We start from the raw sequence: 15,373 nt of genomic DNA on the forward strand, positions 1-15,373 counted from the left end.
ACTATTGGTTGATCTCTTCCAATATTTCTTTAATAATAGCCGCATTTTTATCTATATATCCTGTACTTAACATATCAAAATGACTGCCAAATCCGTTATATACTTTGAACTCTCCCGTTGTTGCCTCTCTCCATCCTTCACATAAATCAGCTTCACCTTCATTGTCTTGCTGCTGTGATATAATAAGATGGATATTGGAGTTTATCTGTCCCGAGTTTATAACACTTCTAGTGTATTTATGATAATTTCTCATTCTTTCAATGGCCTTTTCAATAACTGCCTGGTTATCTCCAAACATGCCTTTTATAAGTTTCTCATTTTCTTCTATAAATTCTTTATCCTGTTGCTCAGCAAGTTTCTTAGCATCTTCGCTTTCTTCCTCAATAAGGACAAATGATTTAGCCGAATCCAGAAAGATTATATCGGATACATGATGTCCAGTTTCAATTAATACTTTAGCAACTTCAAATGCCAGATTACCTCCTGCCGAGTAACCAAATAGAATATATGGGCCCTCGGGTTTGACAGAAGTAATTGCCTTCACATACTCCTCCATCCTGCTCTCATTTTCTATAAAGTCAAAGGAATATATGGAATAAGCATTCATTTGTTTTGATAAACTACCATAAGCTATTCCATTTCCTCCTCCTGGAGGGAATGCAAACATAAGACTCTCCATTGCTGAATTAAAATGAATTGCCGGACTTGGTGTAATATAATCATTGGCGTACGTATTGTGTATAAAACGGGCAATTTCCTTTATGGTTGGGGCCATATAAAAGTCTTTTAGTGGTACCTCAACATTTAACTGTTCATAAATTCTGCTTATAAGGGATATTGCCTTCAGTGAGTATCCTCCCAGTTCAAAGAAGTTATCATTCACACCAATTTTTTGTACTCCAAGGGCATCATGCCACAGCAGTGCAAGCTTCTCCTCAACTTCACCGCAAGGCTCTACATACTCTACTGATGTAGCTAAAGTACCGTCATTTTGGGGTAAATTATTCCGATCTATTTTGCCATTGGCTGTCAAAGGCAGCTTTTCCAGCTGAACAAAGTATTGTGGTATCATGTAATCGGGAAGTTCTTTTAAGAGAAGCGCCCTTAAATCTGATATTGTAGATTCACTTTCCCCTGCTATATAAGCACACAAATACTTGTTGCCCTCCTGGTCTGTCTTTGCAATTACCGCAGCTTCTTTTATTGAAGGATGCTTTAATAGCTGCACTTCTATTTCCCCAAGCTCTATCCTAAAGCCCCTAATCTTTACCTGATGGTCTACTCTGCCTATAAATTCGATGTTTCCGTCAGGAAGCCACCTTCCAAGATCACCGGTACGATACATTCTTTCTCCAGAGCTGAAAGGATTAGCTACAAATTTTTCCGTAGTCAATTCAAGTTTGTTCAAATAGCCTTTTGCCAGCCCATCTCCAGATATATATATTTCACCAGTTGTATTAACCGGTAAGATATTCATGTCTTCATTAAGTATATATATCTTATAATTCTGCAATGGCATACCTATAGGTATACTTGTTAGATTTCTCACCTTCTCACGGCTTAAATGGTAATAAGTTGAATCTACGCAGCATTCTGTTGGACCATAAACGTTTGTTATAGTAGGGTTATTATCTTTAAACCGATCATAGAAACCTTGTATACCTTTACATGAAAGTTCTTCCCCTCCGATAATAAACTGCATAACTGAAAGACTTTCGCCAGGCCTGGCAGTATCTGTTAAAAGCTTTATATGTGCTGGTGTTCCGTCTGAAACAGCAATTGAATTCCTGTTATAGTACTTTAGAAGGCCCTCACCATCTAGCCTTGTATCCTCAGGAACTATAAACAGCGTATGGCCAAGGAGAGAAGCCGCAAATATTTGTTTTACAGATGCGTCAAAAAAGTAAGGGGACACAAGGGCAACATTTAAATAATTATCATAATTTTCATAGACAAGCTTTCTTAGTCCATAAACCAAGTTAACTACACTTCGATGCTCTATCATTGAACCCTTCGGAACTCCAGTAGATCCCGATGTATAAATGATATAAGCTAAGTCCTCTGGTTTATTTATTTTATCAAGGTTTTCAGCACTTCCAATGTATATTTCAGGGGAATCAAGCAGTAATATATTACCGTAAAACTCTGCTTTATCCGCTAAATGTGATTGCGTCAACAGCATAGTTGCATTACTATCTTCCAGTAATTTTTTTATTCTTAGTTCAGGAAGTTTGGTTGAAATTGGTAAATAGACACCTCCTGCTTTTAAAATTCCCAGTATTCCAACCTGCATATCTACGGATCTTTCTACCATTATTCCAACTATGCTGTTTTGCTTTACACCATTACTTCTTAGTGCTCTGGCAAGCTGATTTGCCTTTTCATTGAGCTGCCTGTAGGTTAATTGCTTGTCCTCAAACACTACAGCTACATTATCAGGTGTCCTTTCCACTTGGTCTTGGAACAGCTCATGTAGAGTCTTATCCCTAGGGTATTCTGCCTTTGTATCATTAAAACTATTTAGTATTTGCTGTTTTTCATCCTGAGATAGTATATTTATTTCGGACAGCATCTTTTCGGGGTAAGCTGTGATCTCTTCCAGTACATTGATGAAATGGACCCCAAGTTTTTCTATTGTCTCTTTCTTAAACAGACGAGTAGCATACTTTAACCCAAATACAATATTATTCTGGGTCTCTTGGGCGTTTAGGGTCAAATCAAATTTGGACGCCCTGAACTCATTATCATAGGGCATGAACCTTAGCCCATTCATCTTAAATTCTGATGCCTCTTTATTTTGCAAGACAAACATAGTATCAAACAGCGGATTTCTGCTCAAATCCCGCTTAATGCTAAGCTTCTCCACAAGTTCCTCAAATGGGTAATCCTGGTTTTCATAAGCCCTTAGAGCATTTTCTTTTACTACCATCAAAAACTCGCTGAAATTCTTTTTACCTTGAGGGTAATTCCTCATAGCTAGGGTATTGACAAACATGCCTATGATGTCCTGCAAATCTGTATGTGGCCTTCCTGCTATAGGGCTTCCAATTACGACATCTTCCTGTCCGGTGTATTTGAAAAGAAGCACATTGTATGAAGCTAGAAGCACCATATACAGTGTTGCTCCATGATCCACGGCAAGCTTGTTCAGTTTATGTGCAAGTTCCCGGCCTGTTTCAAAACTGACCATATCGCCTTCAAAACTCTGTATAGCCGGCCTTGGGTAGTCTACCGGCATATCAAGTACTGGTATTTCTCCCCTAAATGCCTGGAGCCAGTATTCTTCTTGTTTACTGATTGTGCCGTCAGCAAACAATTTATTCTGCCATACGGAATAGTCCTTGTACTGAATCTGAAGTGCTGGAAGATTCATTCCTTCATACAAGCTTATGAATTCTCTTACCAGTATTTCATCCGACACCCCGTCAGATATGATATGGTGTTTATCAAGCATCATGACATGCCTGTCTTCTCTAATTTTTACGAGCCCTGCTCTTAGTAAAGGAGCCTTGCCAAGGTCAAATGGCCTTATGAATTCATTTGCTGCTTCTGAGGCTTTTTCTTCGCCGGTTTCCATGTACATGATACTAAATTCCACCTCATCATGGACCTTCTGCACCGGTTCACCATCTACCATATGGAAGGAGGTCCGGAAAGCCTCATGCCTTTTTACCAGCTGATCTAAGGCTTTCTCAAAACGTTCTATATCAATACTGCCTTCTAACAACATAAACTCTGGCATATTGTATGCCACCCTTGCTCCTTCAAGCTGATTTAATATATACAGCCTTCTTTGGGAAGACGACATAGGATAGTATTCCATTTCTCCAGTGGGCTGGATAGATTGATAAATACTCTCTTGGGCTTCCTGGATGTACTTGGCAATTTCTGCAATTGTCGGCAGCTTGAATATCTCCTTAAGAGATATATTTACATTGAACTCTTTGTGAATTTTGGCTGCAAAGTTTATTGCTTTTAATGAGTGCCCCCCAAGCACAAAGAAATTATCATTTCTCCCTATTTTCTCAACCCCCAGGATATCCTGCCACAATTGTACAAGCTTCTCTTCCACTTCACCTGAAGGTGCTTCATACTCTACTCCAGTATTTAAATGAGCAGCAGGGTGGGGCAAGTTCTTCCGGTCTATCTTACCATTGGCTGTCAAAGGCATTTCATCCAGCTGCATGAAGTATGCCGGGATCATATACTCGGGCAATTCTTTTGAAAGGCATTCCCTTAGTTCAGTTATTGTCAGTTCATTTTCCCCAACGAAATATGCACACAGATCCTTGTTCTTCTGTTGGTCTTCCTTTACAATAACCACAGCTTCTTTTATTGAAGCATGTCTTAATAGCTGAGCCTCTATTTCTCCAAGTTCTATTCTAAATCCCCTTATCTTTACCTGGTGGTCCATCCTGCCTAAAAATTCTATATTCCCGTCAGGCAGCCATCTTGCCAAGTCCCCAGTACGATACATTCTTTCTCCCTTTATAAACGGGTTAGATACAAATCTTTCTGCAGTAAGCCCCGTCTTGTTTAAATAGCCTTTGGCAAGACCATCCCCAGATATATATAATTCCCCAGCGATACCTATAGGATTTACTTCTAATTTCTTACCAAGTATGCATGCTCTGGTGTTTGGCAAAGGACGGCCTATGGGGATATTATCCAATCTACTAAGCCCCGCCGCAGTAATCAAATATTCCGTAGAATCCACACAGCATTCGGTAGGACCATAAACATTTGTGATGCAAGGTTGCACATCCTCAAATCTGCTTAGGAAGTCTTTTACTGCATCAAATGGAAGAACATCTCCGCCTATAATAAAATGTCTCACTTTTAGGTTATTATCTATAGGAGGAGAATTTAACATCATATTTACGTGTATGGGCGTTCCATCCGAAATATCAATCCTATTTTCACTATAGAAGTCCAGCAGCTTTTTACCGTCTTTCCTTGCTTCCTCCGGTACAATGTACAATGCATGCCCCATTAGCAGTGCTGCGAAAATCTGCTGCACCGAAGCATCAAAAACATAAGGGGCAATGAGGCAAACATTCAACGGTGATTCATATTTGCTATATATTCTCTGGAACAGACCCTCTACCAGGTTTAATACACTCTTATTATCAATGCAAACACCTTTAGGGTTTCCCGTTGAGCCAGAGGTATAGATGATGTACGCTGTATCACCAGGCTTATTTATACATTTTATATTCACATCGTTTATAAAATTATAATCATAATCAGATAAATCAATAATCTCACCATCGAAATCATCACGATCCATAAGATGATTTTGGGTGAGTAAAATTTTGGCCTTGCTGTCCTCCATCATATACCTTTTTCTTTCCAATGGATAATTAGGATCTACAGGAAGGTACGCCCCCCCAGCCTTGATTACTGACATTATACCTATAACCATTTCAGGCGAGCGGTCCACCATTATGCCTACAATATCATCAGGCTTTACTCCCTTTTCTCTTAATGCCCTGGCCAATTGGTTTGCCTTTTGATTCAGTTCTCGGTAGGTTAATTGTTTACCTTCAAAAACCACTGCAATATGATCAGGAGTCTTTTTCACTTGCTCCTCAAACATTTGGTGTATGGTTTTATCCAGGGGATATTCGAGAGCAGTATCGTTAAAGCTGTATAATACTTGCTGTTTTTCTTCCTGTGATAACATTTCGATTTCATAAAGCCTTTTTTCGGGGTATGCTGCAATTTCTTCCAGCAAATTGATGTAATGAGCCCCAAGTCTTTCAACTGTTTCTTTCTTAAACAGTCTTGTACAGTATTCGAGTTCAAAGGCTATACCATCCTCAGTCTCAAATGCATTTAAGGTGATGTCAAATTTTGATATTCTGCCTTCTATCCCTTTGTTGTACGGCTTGAAGCTTAGATCAGACGTTATGAGCTCTGCTTTTCCAACATTGTATATGGCAAACATGGTATCAAAGAGGGGATTCTTGCTCATATCCCTCCTTATGTCCAGCTTATCCACTAATTCTTCAAACTGATAGTCCTGATTGTCGTATGCTTTCAAAGCATTTTCTTTAACTTCTTTCAAGAATTCAATAAAAGTCTTTTCTCCTTGCGGGTGGTTTCTCATGGCCAGAGTGTTTACAAACATACCTATGATGTCTTGAAGGTCAGCATGAGGCCTTCCAGCTATAGGACTTCCCACAATAATATCTTCCTGTCCAGTGTATCTAGATAACAGCACATTGTATGCAGCAAGAAGCGTCATATATAATGTAGCTCCATTGTCTGATCCAAGCTTGTTAAGTCTAACCGCAAGCTCGCTATCAGCTTCAAAGCTGATGTAGTCTCCTTCAAAGCTTTGTACTGCGGGTCTTGGGTAGTCGGTGGATAAATCCAGCACAGGGATCTCTCCCTGAAAGGTCTGGAGCCAGAATTCCTCCTGCTTACTTATGGCAGCTCCTGCAAACAATTCCCTCTGCCAAACTGAGTAGTCCTTGTACTGTATACGCAGTGGAGGAAGTATTTTCCCTTCATATAAGCTTATAAACTCTCTTACCAGTATGTCGTTGGACACTCCATCCGATATGATATGATGCATGTCAAACACCATAATATGTCTGGCTTCTCCAATCTTTACAAGTCCAACTCTTAATAGTGGAGCCTTTCCAAGGTCAAAGGGCCTTATGAATTTCTCCACTATTTCGGGAACCTTCTCTTCACTGGTTTCCAGGTACATGATACTTAGGTCCGCCTTGTCATGGACTTTCTGAGACAGCTCTTCCTCGATCATATGGAAGGAGGTTCGAAAGCTCTCATGCCTTTCTATCAGACTATGAAAAGCCTGCTCAAAACGTGCTTTATCAACAGTACCTTCCAGCAATATTATGCCAGGTATATTGTAGGCGATTCCAGCTCCTTCAAGCTGGTTTAATATATATAGTCTTTTCTGGGCGGATGACATGGGATAATATTCCATATCCCCAGCACGTTGAATGGACTGATATAGGCTCTCCTTTGAGTCTTCAATGTAGCTGGCAATTTCTAAGATGGTTGGTGTCTTGAATATTTCCTTAAGAGGTATGTCTACATTGAACTCTTTGTGAATTCTTGCTACAAGGCTTGTTGCCTTTAACGAGTGTCCTCCGAGCATAAAGAAGTTATCATTTCTTCCTACCTTCTCTATTCCAAGGATGTCCTGCCACAGCAGCGCAAGCCTTTCCTCCACTTCACCTGAAGGCGCTGCATACTCTGTTCCTGTATTTATTCTTCCATCAGGCAGCGGCAGCGCCTTTCTGTCCAATTTTCCATTTATGGTTAACGGTACTTTTGCTATCCTCATAAAATAGGATGGAATCATATAATCGGGCAGCTCTTTAGATATAAGCTCCCTTATTTCGGTCACTGTCACTTCTCGGTCAGACACTATATAAGCGCAAAGATACCTGCCTACACTTGAATCCTCCCGGTCAATGACCACCGCCTCATTTATATCAGCATGCTTCAAAAGGGCTGCTTCTATTTCCTCAAGCTCGATTCTATACCCTCTTATTTTAACCTGGTGGTCTTTTCTGCCGGCAAATGCAATATTCCCGTCAGGAAGCCACTTTGCAAGATCTCCTGTTTTATACATCAGTTCTCCAGGCATAAATGGGTTCGGTACAAACTTTTCCCTGGTAAGTTCCGGTTTTTTCAAGTATCCTCTCGCCAATCCTGCCCCGGAAACACAGAGTTCACCCTCAACACCTAGGGGCTTAAGATTATTGTTTTCATCAACTATAAACACCCGGGTATTGGTAATAGGTTTACCAATAGGTACCGACTTATCGGCCGTCTCACAATCATCTGCTTTCCATACCGTTGCACATACGGTTGTCTCAGTAGGTCCATAAGCATTTATATATGAAATCCTGTTGCTCCATTTCTTTAAAAGTTCGGGAGTGGAAGCCGAACCTGCTGCAATTACCTTCTTTAAGGAAGTTACTTTTTCCGGGTCCAGATTTGCCAGATACGGAGGTGGTAAAGTAGCAATAGTTATCTCATTTTCATTTAGGTATTCTTCAAATCTTCGATAGTCATTGATAATATCGCTTGAAGATATATATAGTGTTGCTCCTGCCAATAGTCCCATAAATATTTCCCAAACTGCAGCGTCGAATGAAATTGATGCAAATTGAATAATCCTATCGCTTTCACTTACATTTAAGCGGGTCTTGAAAAACGCCTCCAGATTTGCTACCCCTTTATGTTCTACCATAACCCCTTTAGGTTTTCCTGTAGACCCAGATGTATAAATGATATATGCCAAATTTTGCGGTGAACATACCACTTCCAGGTTCATAGGGTTTCCGGCATAAAGGCTTTCATCTTCTATGTCTATATACTTCCCGTAAAACTCCACTTTCTCCAGGAATTGCTTTTGGGAAATCAGCACCCCTATCTCGCTGTCCTCGAGTAAATATTCGATTCTTGCCTTAGGGTAGTCAGGATCTATAGGCATATATGCCCCTCCGGCTTTAAGTATGCCAAATATACCTATGACCATCTCCAGTGAGCGTTCTACCATAATACCCACTATGCTGTCTGGTTTAACTCCCTTATCCCTCAACACTCTTGCAAGCTGATTTGACTTCTCATTGAGTTCCCTATAGGTTAGCTGCTTACCCTCAAACACCACTGCCGCATTGTCAGGTGTCTTCACCGCTTGTTCCTCAAATAGTTGGTGAATGGTCTTTTCCCTGTGGTATTCCTCCGTTGTATTATTGAAGCAGTGTACTATTTCTTTCTTTTCCACTTCGGTGAGTATATCAATATTCCTAATATGCATATCGGGATTATCGGTTACAATTTCTATTACCGACTGAAAATGTCCCTTGATTTTTTCTATGAAATTACCATCATATACCAGTGAGTTGTAACTGAATTTAATAGATAATTCCTTACCGCCATCAACGAGTATCCCAAAATCATAATTCGTCTGCTCGAATATTTCCATTCCAACTACATTTAAAATGCCATTACTGGATGAAGCATTAACCGCTTCATCCATAGGGTAATTTTCAAAAGCCATGACATGATGTATCAAGGCATCTTTCAAGCATGTTTTTGACTGCACATCCGCCAGAGGATAGAAACTGTACCGGTCAGATTCAAGCACCGATTGCTGCATCTCTTTGATCAGTTCGGTAAAAGTTTTATCCTCATCACAACTCACCCTTACTGCAACGGTATTTATAAATAAACCCACCATGCTCTCAATTCCCTGTATTTCATGAGGCCTTCCCGATACCACCTCACCAAACACCACATCATCGGTATTGTTATACCGCTGTAATAATATCCCCCATATGGTCTTTATAATGGTACTCATGGTTGTATTGTTTTTGGCTGCAAACTTCTCAAGATCGCTAGTTATTTGTTCAGATATTTTAAACTCCGTTTCTTCAATCCTGAAATCATCACTTGCAGACCTGCCGTTTTGGGGAAGGACTGTCTGATGCTCGTAACCTTTAAGATAGGTTTCCCAGTAATCTGCGGCCTCGTTCTGATTTCTGCCTTCCAACCATTTGATATAGCGGCTGTAAGGATATACCTTTCCTGACTCCGGCTCCCGGCTATTCATCAGGGCTTCATAGTTTTCCATAAATTCTCTAAATATATTTGCGAGACTCCACCCATCAATAATGATGTGATGAAAGCTCCATACCATGTTATAAGATTGGTAGCCTGTTTTAATTACACTTAATCTTGTTAAAATATCCCTTGATAAGTCAAAGCCCTTTTTTCTGTCTTTAACCCTGTATTCTTCTATATACCTATCCCTTAGTTCTTCGGCAAGGGAGGTAATATCCTCATAGCTGACAGACAGCTTTCTTTCCTTCATGACTACTTGTAAGGGCTTGGCTACATTTTCATACAAAAAAATTGTTCTCAAAGCGTCATACTTTTCAATAATGATATTAACGCTCTTTTCAACACAATCAATGTCCAGGATGCCTTTTATAGAAAGTGATATCTGCTCAAAGTAGGCGTCTGAATTTTTATCCATCATATAGTGGTACAATATCCCTTGCTGCATAGGAGTGAGCCGGTACATATCTTTTATGTTTTGTTTCTTCAAATCACTCATAAGTACTCCTCCTTAAATACAAACTCTTTTTATTCGAAGTTATTCAATACGTCTTCAAACTCATCCATATTCAGATCGTCTACTGTAAAATCACTGAGTGTAGCTTCTGAATAGTCCATTTCTGCACAATGGGTTATTATGTTTACTAAATGCTTTTTAAAACTCACCGCTACCCCTTCAATAGTACTCTTCTCATACTCGCCCTGGTTGTAGCTAAAGTTTAATTCCAGCTTCCCGCCTTCTACAGTTCCGCCGTTAATATCAATACAATACTCACTTTTATAGTTTGGTCCTGTAGACTCTCCGGCAGGAATATCAGACACTCCAAATAAATTGTCTACATTATCCTGGTTGAATTGACCGAGGTAATTGAAGCTTATTTCAGGGTTTAGATTAAAGTTTAAATCGGCTTTGTTTTCCGGCAAGGTAAGATATTTTAGTATGCCGTAACCTATCCCTTTGTTAGGTATCTGCCTGATGTTTTCTTTTACCGATTTGATCATGCGGGAAATATCGAGTTGTCCGCTGACATCTAACACCACGGGATACTGGGTGGTGAACCATCCCACGGTCCTGCTTATGTCAATGTCTTTAATGATTTCCTCCCTGCCGTGCCCCTCCAGACTGATCAGAACCTTATCATTTCCGGTCCATTCCCTCACTGCTAATCCCAAGGCGGTAAGCAATATGTCGTTTACTTCTGTGTTATAAGCATGGTTTACCCGCTTTAGCATCTTCTCAGTCTCTTCAATACTCAGCTCGATCTTGACGCTATTGTTATTCATATACCTTCTTTCTTCAATCTCTCGGTCTTTTGGAAGCGGTATTGTTTCAGTTTTTTCCAAATTGGTCCAGTAATTTATTTCTTTTAATAGTTCAGGGCTATTGGCATACTCATCAAGCCTCTGTGCCCAATCTTTGAAAGAGTCGGTCTTGTTGCTGAATTTTATTTCATCATTGTTTAGCGCCTGTCTGTATCCTATGTCCAAATCTTCCAGTATGATTCTCCACGATACCCCATCAACTACAAGGTGGTGAATAGCTATTAGCAGGTGGTCCCCTTCTTTAGTCTTAAACAGACCAACCTTAACTAAAGGACCGTTATACAAGTCCATGCTCCTCTGAATCCTCGACGCTTCCAGCTCTATTTTTTCCCGGTAATTATAGCTGTCCCTAAGGTCTACAATTTCCAATGAAAAATGTTCACCTTCAAGGTTTTTGTTGTATTGGAGTATATTTTGATCCTCTATTTTTACCACTGTTCTAAAAATATCGTGGTGCTCTACAAGCTTTGACAATACTTTTCGAATAATAGCTTCTTCAAATCCGTTACGCCCATATATCATTATTTCCTGATTAAAATGATGGATATCCTTGCTGTCTTGTTTATACAACCATCTTTGTATAGGTGTTATCGGTACTATGCCTTCTACCGGGCCTTGATGAATTCTTCGGCTTGTAGATTGTATATATTCGACGAGTTCCTCAATTACAGGATGTTTGAATAAGTCCCGCATTTCAAGCTTTAGCCCATGGACGTTAAGACGCGACATTACCTGTATGGCTTTTATTGAGTCTCCTCCAAGGCTGAAGAAATTATCTTTTACCCCGATGTTTTCAGTTTTTAGTACGTCTTCCCATACTTTGGCCAGTATTTCTTCTCTTTCGTTTCTAGGAACTACATGCTCTACTCCGGTATTAATATTCCCCTGTGGTTCAGGCAATGCTTTCCGATCAATTTTACCGTTGGCATTAAATGGCATCTGTTCCAGCTGCATGAAATATGCTGGTACCATGTAGTCAGGTAGTTCGTTTAAGAGATGCTCCCTTAGCTCGGAAATGGTCAATTCATTTTCCCCTACAATATATGCACACAGGTACTTCTTCCCTTGCTGCTCTTCCTTTGCAATAACCACTGCTTCCTTAATAGCAGTGTGCTTCACCAGATGTGCTTCAATTTCTCCAAGCTCTATTCTAAAGCCTCTTATCTTTACCTGGTGGTCGATCCTGCCCATGAATTCGATGTTCCCATCAGGAAGCCGCCTTACTAAGTCCCCTGTGCGGTACACTTTTTCGCCGGGAATAAACGGGTTAGGTACAAATTTTTCTGCTGTCAGTTCAGGTCTATTCAAATAGCCCCTTGCAAGACCGCTTCCACCTATCACAAGTTCACCGGCCACTCCTACAGGAGTTAATTGGTTGTGCTTGTCCAGTATATAAAGGTATACATTCTGTAAAGCTTTCCCTATAGGTACTGTTATAAGTTCTTCTGCTATTTTCTTTGTTATACTGTAACCCGCTGCATATATCGTGGACTCTGTAGGCCCATAGATATTTTCCAGAGATGTGTTCTCTGAGACATCGAAAAGCTCATGGACAAGCTTTTTGGGCAGCGCTTCTCCAGCAGCAAAAATATACCTGAGAGTTGATGGCAGTTTTATACCATTATCTTTTAAAGTATGTACCATTATATTCAGCATTGATGGTACAAAGTTTACATGGGTTATCTTATGCTTGTTTATTACCTCTACTAACTCCATAGCTTCCTTTTCCACACCTTGGCGTGATATTACAAGCTTTCCTCCGTTGAGGAACCAGCCAAATATCTCAGCTACGGATACGTCAAAGGTATAAGTTGTTTTAAATAGAAAAGCGTCTTCCGCTTTAAGCGGATACATGGCCTGGAGGGCTGTAATTATGTTTACAACGCTAGTATGCTCAATCATTCCACCTTTGGGCTTCCCTGTCGAACCTGATGTATAAATGACGTACGCAAGGTCCGAGGGTTTGTTTACATTTTCAAGCTTTGAGTTCTCTTCATTTAAATATTCTTCCTCCAGATATATAATATCCGCATCAATCTGCTTATTTTCCATAAAGGTCCTGGAGGTCAAAAGGATCTGGGAACCACTATCGTCCAACAAATACTTTATCCTTGTATCAGGATAATTAGGATCTATCGGCAGATACGCCCCTCCAGCTTTCAATATGGCAAATATCCCCACAATCATCTCAAATGAACGTTCGGCCATAATTCCTACAATACGGTCAGGCTTTACCCCTTTGTTCCTCAATACTCTGGCCAAATGATTTGCCTTTCCGTTCAATTCCCTGTAAGTCAAGTGCTTGTCTTCATATACCACAGCTATGTTGTCAGGTGTCCTTTCCACCTGCTCAGCAAACAGCTCATGTATGGTTTTGTCCTGCGGATAGTCTTTCTTAGTATCATTAAAGTCTATCAGCAACTGCTTTCTTTCTTCATGACTTAATATAATAAGCTTGTCAACTGACCCTTTGGGGTTATGGATAAACATATTTAAAATATTAATAAAATAGTCTATACACTCTTCTGCCTGTTTTCTTTCCAATACTTTGTCCGAGTAGATCAAGCTTATATTAAGATCATCGAATGTATTACTTACTGTAAAGTCAAGACTTGTATTGGTTGCTTCATATTCATCAACTGAAATTCTATCTTTAACATCACCGATTTCTTTGTTTATTATCTCGTTATATATATGAAAATCCACATAATTGAATATGGTATCAAATAAAGGATTTTCCTCTTTGTTTTCTTTTCCGCCCAGGATATTTATGATCTCAAATAAAGGCAGTCTTCCATAAAGCTTTAAGTTTATTAATTTCTTTTCTGCAACTTTTATCAATTCCTCCCATATATCGATTTTATCAAAACACATTTTGACGGGAACCGTATTTAAGAAGCACCCCAGCATCTTATCTCCATCTTCGCATACAGGTCTGTTATTTTCTACCAAACCTACGACAAAGTCATCCTCGTATGAAAGCATATTGAGCATATAAGTGTATGCAGCAAAGCAAAGTGTCTTTAAGCTTACATCATATCTTCTGGCAGTACTTCTTAAATCACCTAAAAATTCCTGACTTAAATGGCGTGTTACATGGTCTACTTTATAAGATTTTTTTGTTTTTCCATGAATATTTGCAGGCATATTCAACCTTTTATATTCACTTAATTCCTCTCTCCAATAATTAATTACTTCCTGGTTGTCCTTAATTGTCATTTGGTCTGCTATATAATCTTTATAGCTGCATTTAAGCCGTGTTGGTATATAATCTTTTTCTTGCTTAAGCTTAGAGTATAGGTTTGAAACTTCCGTAATCAATGAAGCAACACTCCAGCCATCCAGGATAGCATGGTGGAATATCAGAACCAGACAAATATGGTTTGCGTCAAGTTTGAATATTCTTATCCTCCAAAGGGGCTTTGATATATCAAACGGATTCGCTCTGTCATTTTCCAAATATTTGTTTATATACTCAACCTGCCCTGTCCTGCTAAAATTCATGATATCTATCTGCTCAATATCAAGACTACTGCCCTTGTAAACAATTTGCACAGGAGTTTCAAAATCCTCTAAATTAAAAACCGTCCTTAAAATATCATGTTTTGACGTCATTAGAAGCATCGCTTCTTTAAATGCTGGGAAATCAAAGTCTTTGTCATTCAGATGAAATGCAAATTGGTCATGATAAACTGCATTTTCATAGTCTTTTTTGGAATGATAAATCATACCCAGCTCTATGTGACTCATCGGATATATATCTTCCATGTCCGAAGGTAACTTTTCTGAGAGAGTTTCATTCATCAATATTCGCTGTTTAAATAACTCCAGTTCTTCCCTTGCTTTACCCATCTTACTGTTAAAAGCTTCCGTATCTTTTACTTTTAAGAATGCAGACAATCTCTCAATATCAGGATTCATGTATATATCCCTGATTTGGATGTTTATATCCAACTTTTTGCATATTGTGCTGACTAATGATATTGCACGTATAGAATCTCCGCCTATTTTAAAGAAGTTGTCCCTTATTCCTACCTGTTTTGCTCCAAGCACTTCCTGCCATATTTCAACCAGTTTCTCTTCCACTTCATTCCGCGGCGCTACATATTCTGTTCCCGTACTCATACTTCCGTCAGGCTCGGGCAATGCTTTCCTGTCTATTTTTCCATTAGGGGTCAATGGCAGCTTTTCCATCTGCATAAAGTAAGAAGGGATCATGTAGTCCGGGAGCTCTTTTGACAAGTGTTCCCTCATCCCCTGTACGGTTATTTCTTGATCCGGTACGACGTACGCACAAAGATACTTATTTCCGTCAGCTCCTTCTTTGTCCAATACCACTGCTTCTTTTATTGTTTCATGCTTTAATAACCGGTTCTCTATTTCACCCAGTTCTATCCTGTAGCCTCTTATCTTTACCTGATGGTCGATCCTGCCCAGG

Annotated in this window: 2 protein-coding genes; both read right to left on the bottom strand. The window is 39.6% G+C overall.

Annotation, left to right across the window (positions count from 1 at the left end):
- Window position 1 precedes the first annotated feature (1 nt).
- The gene (locus NSQ58_RS26555) at window positions 2–10,111 is read right to left on the bottom strand and encodes a non-ribosomal peptide synthetase (protein ID WP_341058521.1); all 10,110 of its coding nucleotides are present in this window, start codon (window positions 10,109–10,111) and stop codon (window positions 2–4) included.
- Window positions 10,112–10,140: 29 nt separating this feature from the next.
- Window positions 10,141–15,373, bottom strand: a 5,233-nt coding sequence (locus tag NSQ58_RS26560; RefSeq protein ID WP_445671684.1) for an amino acid adenylation domain-containing protein, incomplete at its 5' end; no start/stop codon positions are given.

Origin of the sequence: Paenibacillus sp. FSL M7-0134 (assembly GCF_038007865.1) — a bacterium.
Classification (GTDB): Bacteria; Bacillota; Bacilli; order Paenibacillales; family Paenibacillaceae; genus Paenibacillus; species Paenibacillus polymyxa_B.